This window comes from Corynebacterium sp. L4757 (genome assembly GCF_043673995.1).
Lineage (GTDB): Bacteria > Actinomycetota > Actinomycetes > Mycobacteriales > Mycobacteriaceae > Corynebacterium.
On record NZ_JBIMEN010000002.1, the window covers coordinates 262,565 to 281,702 of the forward strand.

At 54.3% G+C, this 19,138-nt stretch carries 13 protein-coding genes and 2 pseudogenes; 8 read left to right on the plus strand and 7 right to left on the minus strand.

Translation table 11 applies throughout. The features are described 5' to 3' along the window. The first annotated feature begins 59 nt into the window (after positions 1-59). The gene (locus ACG98I_RS03720) at positions 60-1,265 is read left to right on the plus strand and encodes a M20 family metallopeptidase (RefSeq protein ID WP_394718494.1); all 1,206 of its coding nucleotides are present in this window, start codon (positions 60-62) and stop codon (positions 1,263-1,265) included. A gap of 119 nt (positions 1,266-1,384) precedes the next feature. Then, the gene (locus tag ACG98I_RS03725) at positions 1,385-2,812 is read left to right on the plus strand and encodes an NAD(P)H-quinone dehydrogenase (RefSeq protein ID WP_394718496.1); all 1,428 of its coding nucleotides are present in this window, start codon (positions 1,385-1,387) and stop codon (positions 2,810-2,812) included. A gap of 324 nt (positions 2,813-3,136) precedes the next feature. Here the strand turns inward: ACG98I_RS03725 and ACG98I_RS03730 are convergent, their stop codons facing one another. The 5 genes from ACG98I_RS03730 to ACG98I_RS03750 form a co-directional block, all read right to left on the minus strand. Beyond that, positions 3,137-4,141 (minus strand): hypothetical protein, encoded by a 1,005-nt coding sequence (locus ACG98I_RS03730; protein ID WP_394718497.1) that lies wholly within the window; start codon positions 4,139-4,141, stop codon positions 3,137-3,139. A 168-nt stretch (positions 4,142-4,309) separates the two neighbouring features. Continuing rightward, positions 4,310-5,095: an Ltp family lipoprotein gene (locus ACG98I_RS03735; protein WP_394718499.1), complete on the minus strand. Its 786-nt coding sequence runs from the start codon at positions 5,093-5,095 to the stop codon at positions 4,310-4,312. A gap of 178 nt (positions 5,096-5,273) precedes the next feature. After that, entirely contained in the window at positions 5,274-6,050 is a 777-nt protein-coding gene (locus tag ACG98I_RS03740; RefSeq protein WP_394718500.1) for an Ltp family lipoprotein, read from the minus strand. Between the two features lie 141 nt (positions 6,051-6,191). After that, a complete protein-coding gene (locus tag ACG98I_RS03745; RefSeq protein ID WP_394718501.1) occupies positions 6,192-7,043 on the minus strand; it encodes an Ltp family lipoprotein in 852 nt (283 codons plus the stop codon). An 88-nt stretch (positions 7,044-7,131) separates the two neighbouring features. Then, entirely contained in the window at positions 7,132-8,454 is a 1,323-nt protein-coding gene (locus tag ACG98I_RS03750; RefSeq protein WP_394718502.1) for a short-chain fatty acyl-CoA regulator family protein, read from the minus strand. 181 nt (positions 8,455-8,635) lie between these two features. Here ACG98I_RS03750 and prpD point away from each other — a divergent pair, with 181 nt between their 5' ends. The 4 genes from prpD (at position 8,636) to ACG98I_RS03770 (ending at position 16,259) form a co-directional block, all read left to right on the plus strand. Beyond that, complete coding sequence (gene prpD, locus ACG98I_RS03755; RefSeq protein ID WP_394718503.1) at positions 8,636-10,147, plus strand: 2-methylcitrate dehydratase PrpD; 1,512 nt, start codon at positions 8,636-8,638, stop codon at positions 10,145-10,147. Next, positions 10,148-11,077 (plus strand): methylisocitrate lyase, encoded by a 930-nt coding sequence (gene prpB / locus ACG98I_RS03760; RefSeq protein WP_394718505.1) that lies wholly within the window; start codon positions 10,148-10,150, stop codon positions 11,075-11,077. Between the two features lie 190 nt (positions 11,078-11,267). After that, positions 11,268-12,416, plus strand: a complete 1,149-nt coding sequence (locus ACG98I_RS03765; RefSeq protein ID WP_394718507.1) for a bifunctional 2-methylcitrate synthase/citrate synthase — start codon at positions 11,268-11,270, stop codon at positions 12,414-12,416. Positions 12,417-12,809: 393 nt separating this feature from the next. Then, on the plus strand, positions 12,810-16,259 hold the full coding sequence (locus tag ACG98I_RS03770) for a pyruvate carboxylase (RefSeq protein ID WP_394732525.1): 3,450 nt from the start codon (positions 12,810-12,812) through the stop codon (positions 16,257-16,259). Positions 16,260-16,413: 154 nt separating this feature from the next. On the opposite strand, the gene ACG98I_RS03775 is transcribed toward ACG98I_RS03770, so the two are convergent. Continuing rightward, positions 16,414-16,983, minus strand: coding sequence for a GNAT family N-acetyltransferase (locus ACG98I_RS03775; protein ID WP_394718510.1), 570 nt, complete (start codon positions 16,981-16,983; stop codon positions 16,414-16,416). 499 nt (positions 16,984-17,482) lie between these two features. Here ACG98I_RS03775 and ACG98I_RS03780 point away from each other — a divergent pair. Beyond that, positions 17,483-18,509: pseudogene (locus ACG98I_RS03780) on the plus strand (ABC transporter permease). Here the strand turns inward: ACG98I_RS03780 and ACG98I_RS03785 are convergent. After that, positions 18,487-18,699: an integrase core domain-containing protein gene (locus ACG98I_RS03785; RefSeq protein ID WP_394718512.1), complete on the minus strand. Its 213-nt coding sequence runs from the start codon at positions 18,697-18,699 to the stop codon at positions 18,487-18,489. The pseudogene ACG98I_RS03780 and the gene ACG98I_RS03785 sit on opposite strands and share 23 nt — an antisense overlap. A gap of 67 nt (positions 18,700-18,766) precedes the next feature. On the opposite strand from ACG98I_RS03785, the pseudogene ACG98I_RS03790 reads away from it, so the two are divergent. Next, a pseudogene (locus tag ACG98I_RS03790) lies at positions 18,767-19,096 on the plus strand (ABC transporter family substrate-binding protein); the annotation flags it as partial. Positions 19,097-19,138: the final 42 nt, after the last annotated feature.

Genomic DNA, 19,138 nt, shown 5'->3' on the forward strand with positions numbered 1-19,138 from the left:
AAAACTTCTTCTGCGCACCACACATTGGGTACGCCGTGAGTATCAAGGAGAGTCTGAATATGACGCAGCCGACTATTTCGGAATTCGTCAATGACTGGTTTGACACTCACCGCGCAGAAGTCATTGGCTGGCGCCGGCACATTCACAGTCACCCAGAGCCATCCAACCAGGAATTTGAAACTACCAATTACCTCGCCAAGATTCTGAGCGAATATGACTTAGAGGCACAGCGTTTCCCGGAAACCGGCCTCATGGTGGACATTGGTCCAGATACTGAAGAAGGACGTATTGCGTTCCGTGCGGATATTGATGCGCTGCCAGTTCAAGAAGTAACCGGGTTAGAGTTCAGCTCTGAGACCCCAGGTGTATCGCATTCCTGCGGGCATGATGTTCACACCACCATCTCGCTGGGCTTGGCGTGCGCGGTGGCGGACTATCACCGTGAATTCCCACTCGATTTTGGTGTGCGCGTGATTTTCCAACCAGCAGAAGAAGTCTGGGTTGGCGGTGCCACTGATGTCATCGAATGGGGCGCACTCGAAGGTGTCCACTCTATCTACGCTGTGCACGTGGAACCCAAGCTGCGCGTGGGGCGCATCGGTCTGCGGGCTGGCGCAATTACTTCTGCGACTGATGTCATTGAGCTGGATATTAAAGGTCCCGGCGGCCATACCTCCCGCCCGCATCTTTCCGCTGATGTAGTCTACGCGATGGCTAAGGTCGTGACCGAATTACCCGCGCTGCTTTCGCGCCGGGTGGACCCACGAACTGGCACGGTCTTGGTTTTCGGCACCATTAATTCTGGCTACGCACCCAATGCAATGCCGCAGACCGGCTCCATCTCTGGCACACTGCGCACTGCTGATATTGGGATCTGGCGGGAAATTTCCACGCTCTTTTCCGAACTCGTGGACCAGGTATTGGCACCGACCGGCGTGACCCATGAGCTGACCTATCACCGCGGCGTGCCACCTGTTCTCAATGATGATGTGGCGACGGCGCTGATTGCATCGGCAGCCAAAGCTATTGACCCGCAATCTATCGTCCAAGCACCGCAATCTTCCGGTGGCGAGGACTTCTCCTGGTATCTCGAGCACGTGCCGGGCTCCATGGTGCGCCTGGGCTGCTGGTCCGGTGATGGTGACATGCACGATCTGCACCAGGGTGATTTGTTGGTGGATGAACGCGCGCTGGGCGTGGGCATCAAACTCTTTGGCTCAGTCATCAACCAATTCGCCTCAAATGTTGAACTCAACACGCGCTAAAGCTGCAAAGCTATAACAGCCATCACACCCAGGACTACCTGGCTAAGAACTTTCGGCCTTTAACAGTTAGACTTTAAGGGAATAAAATTCCCATGACTTTTAAAGGAGTCGGTTGCAGCATGTCTGAGCACCAAAAGCGCATTGTTATTATCGGCGGTGGCCCTGGTGGCTACGAGGCCGCGCAGGCCGGCGCGAAGTACGGCGCGGATATTACCGTTATTGAAGACCAGGGCATGGGCGGTGCCAGCATCCTGCTTGACTGTGTTCCATCGAAGTCCTTCATCGCTGGTGCGAACATTAAGACCGACCTTCGCCGTGCCGATGACATGGGCCTGAACGAAGGCATCGGCAAAACTGAGCTAGCGCTGCAGGCCCTCAATGAGCGTGTGACCTCGCTGGCTAACCGTCAGTCTGATGACGTTCGCGCACGCACAGAAGAACTCGGCGTTCGTATTATTAATGGCCGCGGCCGCTTTGATAAAGATCAGACCCCAGCTATGGCTGGTGGGCACAAAGTGACTGTGACCCACAATGAGGACGGTCGCGAGGAAATCCTTGATGCTGATCTGGTTCTTATCGCTACCGGCGCCACCCCACGCGTCTTGCCGGGTGCAAAGCCAGATGGTGAGCGCATTTTGAACTGGCAGCAGGTCTATGACATTACTGAACTGCCTGAGCACCTCATCGTTGTCGGTTCCGGTGTCACCGGTGCTGAGTTCGTTTCTGCTTTCGCGGAGTTGGGTGTCAAGGTCACCATGGTGGCGTCTCGCGACCGCATTCTGCCTCATGATGACGCTGATGCCGCTGACGTGTTGGAGACCGTTCTGGCTGAGCGCGGCGTGGAATTGGAAAAGAACTGCCGCGTTGACACCGTGACCCGCACTGAGGACGGCGGCGTCAAGGTAAAGACGACCGATGGTCGTGAAATCTTTGGCTCCCACGCATTGATGTCTATTGGCTCGGTTCCTTCTACCGCTGACCTTGGCCTGGAAAATGTTGGCGTGGAAACCGCTCCTTCTGGACACATCAAGGTTGACCGCGTGTCCCGCACTAATGTCTCTGGCATCTACGCTGCTGGTGACTGTTCTGACTTGTTCCCACTCGCTTCTGTTGCTGCGATGCAGGGCCGTATCGCGATGTACCACTCTTTGGGTGAGGGCGTATCCCCACTGCGTTTGAAGACTGTTGCCACCGCCGTGTTCACTCGTCCTGAGATTGCTGCCGTTGGCTTTACTCAGAAGGAAATCGAGGCAGGTGAGGTTGCTGCGCGCACCATCATGATGCCGCTGGCTACCAACCCTCGTGCGAAGATGCGCTCTTTGCGCCACGGTTTTGTGAAGCTGTTCTGCCGTGCAACTTCCGGCCGCGTCATCGGTGGCGTCATTGTTGCACCAACCGCATCTGAGCTCATCCTGCCTGTTGCCGTCGCCGTGACCAACCAGCTCACCGTGAATCAGCTTGCTGACTCCATGGCCGTGTACCCATCCCTGTCCGGCACCATCACCGAGGCCGCCCGCCGCCTAGTCGCCCACGACGACTTGGAGTAAATCCACAGCCCATTGCTGATACGCAAGCCGCAGCCCCGCGCCAAGGACGCAATGTTCCAAGCGTGGGGCTGCGGCATTTGTTATAAAAAGTCGAAAACCCCAACGCGCACTTTCAAAGGGGGAAATAGTGCACGTTGGGGCTTTCTGGGCTGCCACCCGTACTTTCGACCCCGCCAGGTCGAAAGCTATTAAGTGCACGCGGCCAGAGTCACCATCAACCGGGGAAGAGACCACACACCAACCGGAATCTCTAGCCGCGCACCAATGAATCATCTCAAACCCACCAGACAACGCCGCCCGGCTTATAGCTCAAATGTTCTAAATCTACTCCGTTAGTCCAACCTGATCGGCTGCGTATTCTGCTTCAGCGTCGGTGTATTTTTCGCTGTTAGTTAGGTGGCGGATGAGTTCATCGCGTGTGGGATCTTGTGAGAGTTGGATTACCCGAGCTTCGAGTACTGCCTGTGTCTCCCAGGTATCTTCTGGAAGTTGAGAAAAGCCATAGTCTAATTCTTCTCTATTAAACCCTTCCCCTGAGACCATGAAATTCAAGTAGTACTTTGATATCGGGGAGTAAGTCTCCAAGTTGCTCTTGACAAACTCAGCAGCTTCTTTATTCCAGTCAGCTTCAGCATTCTCCACTGCGTAGAATGCTTCATCTTCGCTAAAACCGGTATTGCCGCCAATCCAGCTGATCGAGCTGTAGTAGGTAAGCCATGAGAACAAGTTAGTCTTAGATATTCCTTCGCTTCCATCAATAGATTTCTGTGCAGACTCTAAAGCCTCGGCATGCCAATCAATATCAGAGCTATCGAGGACAAGCTCCGCGTCTGCTTCTGACAGATTCTTGCGTTTTATGAGCCAGTCTTTGATGAGTCTGTATGAGTATGCGCCATTATCGACGCGGTCCTTTGCTTCCGCTATCGCGTCTTTTAAGTGCGAAGGGATGTTTTCGCTTGGTTCATTGGTATCCGGAGCTTGTGGTGCCTCCGTCGCCTCTGGAGACTCAGCGGAAGTAGGTACCTCGGTGCTGGTTGGCTTTGCTTCGCTGGTTGGTTCAGGCTTTGGGGCCTTCGAGGCCGAGGTTTCAACAGCAGGAGCTTCAGAAGTCGTTGGGGCAGGAGTGTGCTCGGATGGGGCAACAGGGGTGGTGCTGACTTCTGTGTTGACGGGGATTGAGCTTTCAAAATTGTCACATGCGACAAGCAAAGGGGCGCCGACTGTGATGACAGCAAGCATTGAAAGAGTGGACTTCTTCAGTCCCAAGAAGCGGCCGTTTGTAGAGGAACGACCTGCGCCGTTGGATGGATCAGGCACAGAAGCTTTCATCGGTATTCCTTTATGAATGAAGTTAGAAATAGGGGAGGCCCAACTACACTGTTGTTGGGCCAAATTAAATATTACCGGTGGGCATACGTGCATACTTATTGAATTCAAGTGATTGACGTCTCAACTAAATATGCGGCGTATTTCGTGGCGTTGAGTTGGATTGGGGGATTAAAGGCCGACTGCAGAAACTGCTTGCTGGGCTTGTTCTTGGGGGAATTTATCGGCGTAATCCGAGGTGAGCTGGTTGAGCAGTTCGGCACCGGACATTGGGCTAAATTCCAGGTAGCTTTCGGCAGCTTCGATTGCTTCGGCGTTCCAGTCGGCATCCACTGAGTCGACTGCGTACTGTGCCTGTTCAGCGGTGTACTTATCGGCGTGCTCAGCGGTGAGCTGGTCGTAGAGACCTTGGTACGAGAAGGACGAGAAGTCGAGGTAGCTTTCAGCTGCTTCGAGTGCTTCTGCATTCCAGTCAGCGTCAACATTGTCGACCGCGTACTGAGCTGCCTCAGCCGGGTATTGGTCAGCGTATTCAGACGTCAGTTGGTCGTAGAGGCCCTGGTAGAAGAAAGAGCTGAAGTTCAAGTAGCTTTCCGCCGAGCGCAATGCGTTTTTGAACTCGGTGGAGACATTGTCATCCGCAGCAGGGACATCGGCAGGTGCGGCATCATTGGCTGCGGGGACAGCATCGGCTTCTGCTTCGGCGACGAAGTTTGCGCTGTCATTGGAATCGGCGGTGGTGGCGGAGTCATCATCATTGCCACCGGTGAACGCGCTGGCGATGACAATAACTGCGACGGCACCAACACCCCACTTTAGGAAACCGCGCTTTTTCTTCTTCTGTGGTTTCTCATTCTGACCCGCCTGGAACTCAGCGTAGCTCTGGGTATCAGTGCCAGGTGCTGGTTGCTGGGGCTGTTGCGGGGACTGTGGGGCGTTGCCGTAGGGGCTGGACATAGTCGCTATTCCTTTATGAGTGATGGGGAAGGGGGATGAAATGTCCAAGAGCAGTTTTAGGGGCTGCTTGCTTGGTACTTCCTCATCATGTCAAGGCAACCGGACACGGCATGAGTTTTAGCTAGAATGCTTGTACTAACTTTTCGAAAACGTCCAGCTCAATATGGGTGCACGTGTTCTAAGAAACGCCAATCTGGCGCATTCCATAGTCGGCTTGTTCTTCGGTGAAACCAGCAACATTTTCGGAGGTCAACGTATCGTGCAATTTCTCGGCCGTATTAACATTATGCAGGCTCCAGTAGCTTTCTGCGGCTTCTACTGCCTCTTCATTCCAATCCACGTCCACAGTATCTAGGGCATGCTCAGCCTGATCTTGGGGGAAAGCTTCACCCGACGGGGACGTTAGCTGGCGCATCATTCCGAGCTCGGAGAGGTGTCCGTGGCGCACGTAGCTTTCCAGTGCTTCTACTGCTTCTGCATTCCAATCGGCGTCGACGTTGTCCATTGCGTATTGGACCGCGCCGTCAGAAAACCGTGGCTCGAAATCATCGGAGAGCCGTTCTTCTAGCTTCGCATAGGAATAGTGGGTGTATTCCAGCTGCTTCTGGGCATATTCCAGGGCTTCCTCATTATTGGAGCTAGTAGGGGTAAAAGTATCTGAATCTGAATCGGAACCAAGATCCAGTGAGGTGAGCGTGATGCCGCTGCCCACCAGGAGGAGCAGTACTGCGGCAATAATGGCAGGCCAGCCAAACTTGCCAGATTTGCGCTCTTTGGGCGGTTCCGTGGGCTTCTGGGAAGCGAAGACCCGGTTTTGCTTGAGAGATTCCTTGTACTCGGGATAGCTCTGCGTTGGGTAGCCCTGGGTCGGATAGTCATTGTCATGGCTTGGGTAGTATCCGCCATCATGCCCTGATGGGTAAGCGCCATAGTCATGAGAATTGGGCGTGGGCATAAAAGGCTCCTCGGAATTCGCGGCAGTGTCAAGGGATCACAAGCTGAAAGTTTCTTATGCACGAAGTCTACTGAACCAGGCTGGGAAATAAATACTGGTGGGGAATTTTCCGCCCAAAGTTGCGGAAAAGAATTGTGATGCTTACTCGAGCCCCAAGGTGTCCATTGCATGTTGGACCTGCTCATCACTGAAGTCCATTTCGAGTACTAAACGGATTTGGTCAGGGGCATCGGTTCCGAGCGCAATTAAGTTTTCTGCCCGTTCAACTGCTTCAGCATGCCAATCAGCATTGAGATTATCCAGGGCAAACGCAGTTTGTTCCTCGGTGAACTTCAGTGAGTAATGGAGTTTGTACTTGATATCTTCTTCGGAGTAGGCAGCTTCTTCAATTAATTGCTCGGCGGTGGCGAGTGCTTCTGCGTTCCAGTCGGCCGCCACATTATTCATCGCGTGTCTGATGGCGCCATTGGTGAACTCTGGGGTGTCGTGGTCCCGCAAGAGCGTTTCGAGTTCTACTTCAGAGACATTCTCTGTATCAACATGGTCTTGTGCGAGTATCAAAGCATCATCACGGGTGGAACGAGTTTCCAACCACGTGGGCAACGTCCAATCAGTTGGAAAGTAAGCATAAGGGTTGAGCGGAAGAAACCTTGGCTGCACAGGTTCATCATCCGGCATGATTCCAGCAGAAAATGCATAAACCAAAAGAATTATGCCGTTGATGGTGCCGTAGACCAGAGTGAAAAGTCCGGTGGCCAGGGCAAAAGCACGAGTATTCTCACTTATCTTTGGCAGCTTTGAACGGTCAACGGTCACGAGTGCAGGGGGAGGCTTTTGAGCTTCGATGTCTGGAGCTTCATCATGTAGAGTTTCCGCATCCGGGGTGGCTTCGACGGAGGTGAGTTCTTTAGCCGCGGGGATGTGGGCGAGGTAGTCGGTATAAGAGATGGTGCCGTCATCATCGCCTTCAGGCGTGCGTGAAGTGCTTGGCATGAAGTCCCCCTCCGACGTATCGCCAACTCATTGCGCCAAATGCTGAGCGCTTGAGATCGGAGTCTAGGCGAGGAAGGCCGGGGTGGCACTAAGCAAAATCGAAGGGAGTTTCTGAGGTGGAGTTGAGATTGATAGCATGCTCGCGCCCTGCCTGCGGGAATGCGCGCTGGGGGCAGGCTTCGCGCGGGCAGATGGTGCAGCCAGGGCCAATTGGAGTGGACGAACTGGGGGAGAGGTTTAGCGCATCGGAATAGATGAGCTTGTCGGCTTGGGAGATATTGCAGCCCAACCCCACGGCGAATTCCTTGCGGGGAGTGCCAAAAGACTTCACTTGGCCCTGGACGTGGCGGGCGATCCACAAATAGGTGTGACCATCGGGCATGGTGGCAACCTGACGAGTGATGCGGTTAGGGGTTTCAAAAGCACGGTGGATGGCCCACAGCGGGCAGGAGCCGCCGGTGCGTGAGAAGTGAAAAGACGTGGCTGATTGCCGTTTGGAAATATTGCCGGCACGGTCAGTTCGGATAAACACGAAGGGCACACCGCGCGCGCCGGGACGCTGCAACGTGGTCAAACGCTGCGCGGTGGTCTCAAAACCGGTACCAAAGATGGCGGCCATTCGGTCAATGTCATAACGAGTATTCTCAGCTGTTTCGAGAAAATCCGTATAGGGCAGCGTGACCGCCGCAGCGAAATATTGTGCCAGTCCATAGCGTGCGGTTTGGCGGGCGAGGCCCTCCGGAAGCTCATGGACCAAGTTATCTAGCACCTCAGGGTAGGCGAGAAGGCAATATTGCATGGCGAGCTGGAAGGTCAGCTGGGCATCCGAAAGCCCGGCGCGCAACGATAACTCCCGCGAGGCGGGCTCAAACACGCGGCGCTCGGTTTGATTGGCGCGACCGAAACGGGTGTGGACATCAAAGTCACGGTCCAAGAGATTGGCCAGGTGATTAAGCCGCAAGATTTTATCGCCCAAACGATGGGAGAGTTCTTCCGCCAGCACATCTAAGTCATGGATGTAGTTATGCGATTCGAAGAAATAGGTTTGAACCAGCTCCTGCGGCGACGGGGTGGCTTCTTCTGGACTGGCCCGCGCAACGGAAACCAGCTTTGGCATAAGCTCCGGGAAGCGGGAGGCTAAATCATGCAAAGTGTCATCTTCGGCGCTGGGAAAGAGCGAGCGCAGCTCATTGACTACGCGCAGGTCGCGGTCGGTGGAGAAGTAAGTGGTGTCCACATTGAAAGCTTGCGAGATCTGCATGAGCACTGTGACCGTGAGTGGGCGCTGGTCATTTTCCAGCTGGTTGAGGTAGCTCGTGGAAAGGTTGAGCTGCTTGGCCATCTCCACCTGAGTCAGGCCATGGCTCTTGCGTAATGAGTGGATTCTTGCCCCCGCGAAGTGTTTGCTCATGATTTGCCTTTCCGTAAAACCCTAGACTAGCTGCGGGTTATGCAAGTTTTGCTAATTTTACTAATCTGCGCCACATTTTTACACAAATTCTACCTATGGCGCAACGCATGAAATCTTACCTAGTGTGATGTGTAACGCAACTAGTCGTGAATGGTTCTAGAAAGGGCTATACGGAAAAGACATGATTGAGCATTCAGTACGTACCCATAAGTCCGCGGAGGACTTCCCGCTTGAAGAGCACCTGGCATATAAGATTGCCCAGGTTGCAGCGGATCCGGTTGAGCTTGGTCAAGAGATCAAGGACATGATCATCAACCGCATCATTGACAATGCATCGGTAGCTGTAGCGTCCGTGATTCGCCGCCCGGTGACCTCTGCTCGCGTGATTGCGCAAGGCCACGGTGTGGATGAAGGTGGCGCAACCATCTTCGGTGTGGATGGCAACTACTCCGCTGAGTGGGCAGCGCTGGCTAATGGCACCGCGGTGCGTGAACTGGACTTCCACGACACCTTCTTGGCCGCGGAATACTCCCACCCAGGCGATAATATCCCGCCGATTCTGGCGGTCGCCCAGCACAAGGGCCTGGACGGCAAGGCGCTGCTGCGCGGTATTGCTACCGGCTATGAAATCCAGGTCAACTTGGTGAAGGGTATTTGCCTGCACGAGTGGAAGATTGACCACGTCGCGCACCTCGGCCCATCCGTCGCAGCTGGTCTGGGTACCATGCTGGACTTAGACACCGACACCATCTACCAGGCTATTGGTCAGGCGCTGCACACGACCACCGCAACGCGTCAGTCCCGCAAGGGCTTGATTTCTTCCTGGAAGGCATACGCGCCAGCATTCGCTGGCAAGATGGCGATTGAAGCAGTCGACCGCGCTATGCGTGGTGAGGGCGCACCTGCACCAATCTGGGAAGGTGAAGACGGCTTCATCGCGTGGATGCTGCATTCCCCAGAGCGTACCTACACCGTTCCATTGCCAGCAGCGGGCGAAGAAAAGCGTGCCATCCTGGACACCTACACCAAGGAGCACTCAGCGGAATACCAGTCCCAGGCACCGATCGACCTGGCACGCCGCATGAAGTCCACGCTGGAAGAGAAGGGGCTCAACACTGCCGACATTGAGTCAATTGTTCTGCACACCTCGCACCACACCCACTACGTGATTGGTACCGGTGCGAATGATCCGCAGAAGATGGACCCGAATGCATCGCGTGAAACCCTGGACCACTCCATCATGTACATCTTCGCCGTAGCCCTCGAAGACGGCACCTGGCACCACGTGGATTCCTACGCGCCAGAGCGCGCCAACCGCGCAGAGACCGTTGAGCTGTGGCACAAGGTCTCCACAGTGGAGGATGAAGAGTGGACCCGCCGCTACCACTCCCATGACCCGAATGAAAAGGCGTTCGGTGCCAAGGCGGTTATCACGTTCAAGGATGGCACCGTCATCGAAGATGAAATGGCTGTGGCCGATGCTCACCCATTCGGCGCCCGCCCATTCGCGCGCGAGCAGTACATCGCAAAGTTCCGCACGCTAGCCGAGGGCCTCGTATCCCCAGAAGAACAGGACCGCTTCCTGGCTGCTGCGGAAAACGTTGAGAACCTCACCGACCTGCGCGAGCTGAACGTGCGCCTGACCGATGAGGCTTTGGCACAGGCGCCACAAACCCCAGGAGGGATCTTCTAAATGGCTGGACTATTTGGCTCCACCAAAACCAATGCCGAAAAGCGTGCCGAGTTCCGCGCTTCGCTGGAAAGTAACGAACTGACCAAGCTGCCGGGCGCATTCAATCCACTGACCGCACGCCTGATTCAAGATATTGGTGGCTTTGAAGGCGTCTACATCTCCGGTGCTGTGCTCGCCAACGATCTGGGTCTGCCAGATATCGGCCTGACCACCTTGACCGAGGTAGCGCAGCGCGCCGGGCAGATTGCCCGCGTGACCGATTTGCCGGTGCTCGTTGATGCCGATACCGGCTTCGGCGAACCAATGTCCGCCGCGCGTACCATCGCAGCACTTGAGGACGCTGGCCTGGCTGGTTGTCACCTTGAGGACCAAGTCAATCCGAAGCGCTGTGGCCACTTGGATGGCAAGGAAGTTGTACCCAAGGACCTGATGGTGCGACGAATCGCAGCAGCGGTCAATGAGCGTCGTGATGAGAATTTCATCATTTGCGCGCGTACCGATGCCGCTGGAGTCCACAGCATTGAAGATGCCCTTGACCGAGCGAAAGCCTATGCCGATGCTGGTGCGGACATGATCTTTACTGAGGCGCTGTACACCGAAGAAGACTTTGCCAAGTTCCGCGAGGCAGTGGATATTCCGTTGCTGGCGAATATGACAGAATTTGGCAAAACCAAATTGCTCTCGGCCAAGCAGATTCAGGACCTGGGCTATAACGCGGTTATCTGGCCGGTCTCCACCTTCCGCGTGGCGATGGGTGCGACCGAAGAATTCCTCCGCGACATGCATGCCGATGGTCTGCAGTCCGAGGAATGGCTCGAGCGTATGCAGCACCGCTCCAGGCTCTACGAGCTGGTCCGCTACAACGAATACAACGACTTTGACCAGTCAGTATTTACCTACTCCCAGGAATCCTACAAGCCTACTTTTTAAGTAGTTGCCGTTAGGTAGGCACCTTCTTGAAAGGTGCCCCGAGGTCCTAAAACCACTTCAACCGATCAGCGGTTTTAGGACCCACCTTTTACCCAAATTTGGCTGTGATGGCCACTACCTTTCTGTACTCAGGAAATGTGCGCCACTGCGTCAGGAATTTCAAACCCACCCAATCTCAAAGGAGAACACCATGTCTGAAACCCCAGAAATCCGCAAGGGCCTCTACGGCGTTGTCGTTGATGAAACCGCTGTGTCCAAGGTTGTCCCAGAGACCAACTCTTTGACCTACCGTGGTTACCCAGTTCAGGAGCTGGCACGTTACTGCAGCTTCGAGGAAGTTGCCTACCTGTTGTGGAATGGCAAGCTGCCAGGCCAGGAATCCCTCATCCGCTTCTCTGCGCGTGAAAAGGCGTTGCGCCACCTAGACCGCCACCTCATTGACTTGATTCTGGCTATGCCACTGTCTTGCCACCCAATGGACGTACTGCGCACCGCGGTATCCTTCATCGGCGCACAGGATCCAGATGCCTACACCCGCGACTCTGAGCACATCCGTCATTCCGCGCTGGAATTGATGGCAAAGCTGCCAACCATCGTTGCGCTCGACATTCGCCGCCGTCAGGGTAAGGGCTACATCGAGCCATCCCGTAAGAAGGGATTTGCTGAGAACTTCCTCTGGATGGTCTTCGGTGATGAGGAAGGTTCTCCTGCGAACTCCCGTTCCGATATTGAGGCCTTTGATAAGTCCCTCATTCTTTACGCGGAGCACTCCTTCAATGCCTCCACGTTCACTGGTCGCGTGGTGACCTCCACCATGTCGGATACCTACTCCGCAGTGGTCGCTGCTATCGGTGCCCTCAAGGGCCCACTGCACGGTGGTGCAAATGAGGCCGTCATGCACAACATGATTGAGATTGATGACCCATCCAAGGCGGAGGAGTGGGCCAAGGAGAAGCTGGCTAATAAGGATCTGGTCATGGGCTTTGGTCACCGCGTGTACAAGAAGGGTGACTCCCGTGTTCCAACCATGGAGGCAGCTTTCAAGGAATTGGCCGAAGATCACGGTCAGACCAAGTGGGTAGAAATCTATGACATCTTGGCTAAGACCATGGAAGAAAATACCTCCATCAAGATCAAGCCAAACCTGGACTTCCCAGCTGGTCCTGCGTACTACATCCTGGGCTTCCCAATTGAGTTCTTCACACCAATCTTCGTCATGTCGCGTATCACCGGCTGGACCGCGCACATTGTGGAGCAGAATGAGAATAACTCCCTGATTCGTCCACTTTCTGCCTACGTTGGTGAAGAGCAGCGTCCAGTTCCGCCAAAGTCCTTCTAAGGCTCTGAGCGCTTCAGGTTCCCACCCCCAATATGCAGGGTGATTACTAATATACATTCACGTTAATCTTGCAAAGATTTTCGTGCATCTTGCGAAGCTCGCCGCCAGGTCCAGAAAAATGGCCACTAGGCGGCGAGTTTTACGTTGGCAAAGTTCTAATTAACGATTCTTGGCTAATTTTGCACATAACCCGTTTCGAAGAAAAAGTTATGTGAGTTAGCCAGAACACGTATAGTTGTCAGCGTCACCTCTTGTGCGCATAGCGTGCAGGACGATGTACTCATTTCGCCTAAGTCAATATGTCAGCATGCTCGGGACCACCACCCCAGGTCAAGATCGGGAAAGTCCAAGACATCAAATCCTGGTCGTCGCGCATGTTTGCTTATTGTCTCCATGAAAGGACATGCAACCGTGGTAGATTCCGCGCTTCCATCGTTTAAGAAGATTCTCGTCGCCAACCGCGGCGAAATCGCAGTTCGCGCATTCCGCGCCGCATATGAGACCGGTGCAAAAACTGTTGCCATTTATCCCCGTGAGGATAGAAACTCCTTCCACCGTGCATTCGCTGATGAAGCGGTTCGCATTGGTGTGGACGGCCAGCCGGTCAAGTCTTACCTCAATATTGATGAGGTCATTCGTGCGGCAAAGAAGACTGGCGCAGATGCCGTTTACCCCGGCTATGGTTTCCTTTCAGAACGCGCAGAATTGGCTCGCGCATGTGCGGCAGAAGGCATTAAGTTCATCGGACCATCTGCGGATACCCTTGATCTGACCGGCGATAAGGCAGCGGCAGTAGAAGCAGCTACCGCAGCAGGTCTGCCCACTTTGCATGACTCGAAAGCGTCCACCGATGTGGAAGAGCTTTTTGAAGCATCTAAGGACTTTGAATACCCGATGTTCGCTAAGGCGCTTGCCGGCGGCGGCGGTCGTGGTATGCGCTTTATTGAGAATGAAGAAGAATTCAAGGTGCGTGTTGCTGAAGCCTCCCGTGAGGCAGAAGCAGCATTCGGCGACGGCCGTGTTTACCTGGAGACTGCGGTAATCAAGCCGCAGCACATTGAGGTGCAGATTCTGGCTGATGGCCAGGGCAATGTCATGCACCTCTTTGAGCGTGACTGCTCCGTGCAGCGCCGTCACCAGAAGGTTGTGGAGATTGCTCCAGCACCTTACCTGGACCCAGAATTGCGTGACCGTATCTGCCAGGATGCCGTCAACTTCTGTAAGCACATCAACTACGAGGGTGCTGGCACCGTCGAGTTCCTCGTTGATGAACGCGGCAACCACGTCTTCATCGAGATGAACCCACGCGTGCAGGTGGAGCACACGGTGACTGAAGAAGTCACCGGCATCGACATCGTAAAGTCCCAGATGCAGATTGCTGCTGGCGCGACCCTGGAAGACCTGGGTCTGAGCCAGGAAGAAGTGCGCCTCAACGGCTTCGCACTGCAGTGCCGTATCACCACTGAGGATCCTAATAACGGTTTCCGCCCAGATACCGGTACATTGACTGCTTACCGCTCACCTGGTGGCGCGGGTGTCCGCTTGGACGGCGCGACCTCTGTAGGTGCGGAAATCTCACCAAACTTTGACTCTTTGCTGGTGAAGATGACCTGCCGTGGCAAGGACTTTCAGCAGGCAGTGGCTCGTTCTCGCCGTGCTTTGAAGGAATTCAACATCGCTGGTGTAGCGACCAACATTGGCTTCCTGCGTGCATTGCTGCGCGAGCCAGATTTCATCACCAAGCGTATTGATACCGGCTTCATCAATAACCACCCAGATCTTCTGAAGGCTCCTCCTGCTTCCAATGAGCAGGACCGAATCTTGGAGTACCTGGCTGATGTTACCGTCAACCGTCCTAATGGCGAGCGCCCAACGGATCTGCGTCCATTCGATAAGCTGCCAAAGATCGACCGCGATAATGTGCAGCTGCCACGTGGTTCCCGTGATGAGCTACTGGAGCTGGGCCCACAGGCTTTTGCTGAGAAATTGCGTAACCAGGATGCTTTGGCGGTAACGGATACCACCTTCCGTGATGCGCACCAGTCGCTGCTTGCTACCCGTGTGCGCGGTACTGCACTGGTTACTGCCGCTGAGCACGTTGCTCGTCTGACGCCAAACCTCTACTCGGTAGAGGCTTGGGGCGGTGCAACCTATGACGTTGCCATGCGCTTCCTCTTCGAAGATCCATGGCAGCGCCTGGATCTGCTGCGTGAGGCAATGCCAAACGTCAACATCCAGATGTTGCTGCGTGGCCGCAATACTGTCGGCTACACCCCGTACCCAGACAGCGTTTGCCGCGGATTCGTGCAGGAGGCAGCAAAGTCTGGTGTGGACGTATTCCGCATCTTCGACGCGCTGAATGACGTTTCCCAGATGCGTCCAGCGATTGAGGCCGTTCTGGAAACCAACACCACCGTGGCTGAGGTTGCCATGGCATACTCCGGCAACTTGAGTGATCCGAATGAGAAGCTTTATACGCTGGATTACTACCTCAAACTGGCGGAAGAGATTGTGAAGTCCGGTGCGCACGTTCTGGCGATTAAGGACATGGCTGGCCTGCTGCGTCCAGAATCCGCTGTCACCTTGGTGACTGAGCTGCGCAAGAACTTTGACCTGCCTATCCACGTGCACACCCACGACACCGCGGGTGGCCAGTTGGCTACCTACTACGCGGCAGCGATGGCTGGCGCTGATGCTGTTGACGGTGCATCCGCACCGCTGGCGGGCACCACCTCACAGCCTTCGCTATCCGCAATTGTTGGTGCCTTCGCGAATACTTCCCGCGATACCAAGATTGACCTGGATTCCATCTCCAACATGGAGCCATACTGGGAGGCTGTGCGCCAGCTCTATGCTCCATTCGAAAATGGTATTCCTGGCCCTACTGGTCGTGTGTACAAGCACGAGATTCCAGGCGGCCAGCTCTCCAACCTGCGCGCGCAGGCGTCAGCGTTGGGCCTAGCTGACCGTTTCGAGGTCATCGAGGATAACTACGCAGCTGTCAATGAGATGCTGGGCCGCCCAACCAAGGTGACTCCATCTTCCAAGGTGGTTGGTGACTTGGCGCTGCACCTGGTCGGTGCCGGTGTAGATCCAGCGGACTTTGAAGAAAGCCCAACGAAGTACGACATTCCAGATTCTGTCATTTCCTTCTTGCGCGGTGAGCTGGGTACCCCTCCAGGTGGCTGGCCACCATTGCGCGACAAGATTCTGACTGGACGTACCGGTGAGCTGAAGGTCAGCGAGGTCCCAGAAGAAGAAGCTCCTCACCTGGATTCGGATGATTCTTCGGAGCGCCGTCCAGCGTTGAACCGGCTGCTTTTCCCGAAGCAGTGGGGTGAGTTCAATGAGTTCCGTCGCCACTACGGCAACACTGAGGCGCTCAATGACGCGGACTTCTTCTATGGTCTTAATGAGGGCGAAGAGCGCATCATCCACATCTTCCCAGAAGGCTCCAATGACCGTGCTGATTTGAAGCAGATGGTTGTGCGCCTGGATGCTGTGGGTGAGCCCGATGAGAAGGGTATGCGCTCTGTCATCTTGAACGTCAATGGCCAGATTCGTCCATTGAAGGTTCGTGACCAGTCTGCTGAGTCCGTCACCTCCACCGTGGAGAAGGCAGATCCGAACCAGGAAGGCCACGTGGCTGCACCATTCTCCGGTGTTGTGAACCCGACTGTTCAGGCTGGTGATGAAGTCAAGGCCGGTGACCAGGTTGCTGTTATCGAGGCAATGAAGATGGAAGCATCCATCTCTGCGACCAAAGACGGCAAGGTTGAGCGTGTAGCTATCGCTCAGGCCACCAAGGTAGAAGGCGGCGACCTCATCGCTGTCATTAGCTAGCACCGTAGGATTTAGCTCGCCACGGTGATGCTAAAACCTCAAGGCCCTCGTCTCCCAATAGGTGAGACGAGGGTCTTTTGCTGCATAAATCTCCACCGGTTTTCGCCCCTTCAACAAAATTATGAAGGGTGAAGAAGGGGAGATTAGCGATTTATCAGAAGTACTTGATCATCGCGCCTGGTTTCTCATTGGGAATGGTGATGTCTTCAAATCCGAAGCGTTCATACAGCCTCCGCGCGCGAGAATTCTCAGAGTCCACCCACAGTGCAGCAGCTGGGGCGTCTTGCTCGCGTGCCAGGTCTACGACATTCTTCAGAAGAATCTCACCTAATCCCTGGCCGGCATAACGGCGCTCTACTGCGATGCACAACTCAGGAATGGACTCTGGGTCGAATTCGGTAGCCCAGAGTGATTCATCATGCGGGTCCGCATCAGGGGACTGTGGGCCCATGTATGCCGCACCTTTGTTATCTCCGGTGAAGTAGCGCAGCCAAGCACCACCAGCCGGTACCTCGAAATCAGAAACTGCAATCACACCGCCATCCACCAACGGTGACCAATCACCAACATAGCGTTCCACATCCGGGGTGTGTGACTCCGGAAGTTTGGCAGATTCGTCTCCGAAAACAGAAGTGAGATACAGCAATCGGAGCAAGTAGGTGCGGTCTTCTTCAAGGGCAAGTCGCACGCGAAGCTGCGTGTCGTTTACGTTGCTTAAGTCCATGCCTTCCGAGCTTAACCAGACTAGGGAAGTCCGTGCATCCTTAATTTCGAAATGCTGGGAAGACCGTCCGATGTTCGGTTTCATCCACTGAGATTGGCTCAATTGTGAATTTAAATCAGCGTTAAGTGCAGTAAATTTCACTAGGCAATTGATTAATTTATGTTCCGGTACTTCAAGCTTATTGACGTGCGGGATTTATCCTGATTCGGGCTGTGGTAGTCCTGTGGATTGCATTCAAGGAACATTTGTTCTCGAATTCTTAACTGATTGAGCTGCACAAATGTCGAGATTGCATAACTTGCGTATGGGATTTGATTATTCACTTCGGGGGTAATTTTCACCCCTAACTTCTTTTTGTTTCGGGAAAGTGGCTTATATCCCCTGTGGGGCTACCTGGTATAAAGCTCATTTAAATGTGAATAGCATCTCATTATTGGAATGATTGAGGTGTGGGACACTTTAAGGACTATTGTGTAAATCTCAAACGGAATGGATGAGGATGTTCAAAGACATCATCAAAAAGACCGCGAGCTGGATGTTGATTGTATTCCTAGCCACCAACATTGCCTACCTTCTCGCGGCTTCGTTCCTCGACCCGAAATCCAATTATGCGGCTCGACGACCCCCACTTTCTCAAGATCAAACTGACCGAATTCTTACCCCACTCAATTTGAGTGAAACTACTCCGCTTATCGAGCGCTGGTGGACCTGGCTATCTGGAATTCTCTTCCGGTGGGAGTGGGGAACTTCTCCCATCGGCGAGGAAGTAATTGATCAGATTGGTCATCGCGCACTAGTTTCTGCGCAGCTACTTCTACTAGCCACCGTTCTCTCCGTCATCATTGGTGTCGGATTGGGCGTGTACACCGCATCCCGTCAATATAAGGCAGCTGACCGTTTCTGGCAGGCAGCATCGATTGTGACCATGAACGTGCACGTGGCAGTTGCCTCGCTGCTGGTTGTTGCCTGCGGACTGTGGATTAAGGACATCGCTGGACGTCGCATTGTTTATGTCACTGGTGCATCGAGCCAGAACGTGGAGGGCTTCTTTCCTTCTCTGATTGATACCGCCCAGCACTTGATTCTTCCGACTATTTCTCTGGTCATCATTTCCTACGCGGGCTATCACATGATGCAGCGCACCCTGCTGCTGGATAACCTCAATGCAGACTATGTGCGAACAGCCCGTGCTCAGGGGCTTAACCCGTGCACACGCTATTCGCAAACACGCATTGCGCACATCCATCATTTTTGTGGCCACGTCGGTGGCATTCTCCGTGCCGGGTATTTTTACCGGCGCAATCATGACTGAGCAGATTTTCGCATGGAATGGCATGGGACAGTACTTCATCGAAACCATCAGCCGAAATGACATGCATGGCACCACCGCTGTGGCAGCATTCGGCGCTGTCATGGTCGCAATCTCAGCAGTACTTGCTGACATTGTGGTTGTGGCTGGGCTGTGTCAATTTTTGTTGACGGGGAAACTCTTTGGTTTGTTGGTTAGGCCGCTTGCGCGGCGGTAGTCGTTGGTGGGGTCAGGAAGTCGTCCATTGCTTTCTTAGGGATTTTGCCGGTGCTGGTGTGGATGCGAGGCCGGTTGTAGTAGGCCTCGATCCATTCGCCCACACCGATCCGTGCTTCTAGCTTGGATTGAAACTGTTTGCGTTCGTAGAGTAAATGCAGTTTCAGTGTGGAAAAGAATGATTCCGCCACGACCGTTATCCCAGCACACTCCTACCTTGCCGACTGATAGGCGAGGTCAAGTGCTTTTGAGCGTTCTTTCGATGTCTTCCCAATGGGCTTTTCTTCTACCGACCCATTCGGTGTTGCCTACTTTGGTCAGATGTACATGTCTGATTCCGAGCTGAACCGGTCCGGCACCGGCACGGAAGAACTAGATGCCAAGATTGAAGAACTACAGCAAATTGGTGATGGCGATGAGCAAATTGCGCGCGCCAATGAGCTGGAGAAAGAAGCACTGGGAACCTACGGCATCATGCCATTCGCTAATGGCCCTGGCATGGTTGCAGTAGCCGACCCAACCCTTGCCAATTACGGCGCGTATTCATTCGCCAACGTCGGCGTCGAAGACATCGGCTACATGGAATAAGCACTGGTAAAGCACGCCGCTGAAATGATGAAGGCCGCAGGT

Excerpts from the sequence above, each read along its gene's own strand:
- ACG98I_RS03750 (WP_394718502.1), bottom strand. The coding sequence starts at position 8,454 with ATGAGCAAACACTTCGCGGGGGCAAGAATCCACTCATTACGCAAGAGC.
- ACG98I_RS03775 (WP_394718510.1), bottom strand. The coding sequence starts at position 16,983 with ATGGACTTAAGCAACGTAAACGACACGCAGCTTCGCGTGCGACTTGCC.
- ACG98I_RS03765 (WP_394718507.1), top strand. The coding sequence starts at position 11,268 with ATGTCTGAAACCCCAGAAATCCGCAAGGGCCTCTACGGCGTTGTCGTT.
- prpD (WP_394718503.1), top strand. The coding sequence starts at position 8,636 with ATGATTGAGCATTCAGTACGTACCCATAAGTCCGCGGAGGACTTCCCG.
- ACG98I_RS03725 (WP_394718496.1), top strand. The coding sequence starts at position 1,385 with ATGTCTGAGCACCAAAAGCGCATTGTTATTATCGGCGGTGGCCCTGGT.
- ACG98I_RS03735 (WP_394718499.1), bottom strand. The coding sequence starts at position 5,095 with ATGTCCAGCCCCTACGGCAACGCCCCACAGTCCCCGCAACAGCCCCAG.
- ACG98I_RS03770 (WP_394732525.1), top strand. The coding sequence starts at position 12,810 with ATGAAAGGACATGCAACCGTGGTAGATTCCGCGCTTCCATCGTTTAAG.
- ACG98I_RS03730 (WP_394718497.1), bottom strand. The coding sequence starts at position 4,141 with ATGAAAGCTTCTGTGCCTGATCCATCCAACGGCGCAGGTCGTTCCTCT.
- ACG98I_RS03745 (WP_394718501.1), bottom strand. The coding sequence starts at position 7,043 with ATGCCAAGCACTTCACGCACGCCTGAAGGCGATGATGACGGCACCATC.
- ACG98I_RS03720 (WP_394718494.1), top strand. The coding sequence starts at position 60 with ATGACGCAGCCGACTATTTCGGAATTCGTCAATGACTGGTTTGACACT.
- ACG98I_RS03740 (WP_394718500.1), bottom strand. The coding sequence starts at position 6,050 with ATGCCCACGCCCAATTCTCATGACTATGGCGCTTACCCATCAGGGCAT.
- prpB (WP_394718505.1), top strand. The coding sequence starts at position 10,148 with ATGGCTGGACTATTTGGCTCCACCAAAACCAATGCCGAAAAGCGTGCC.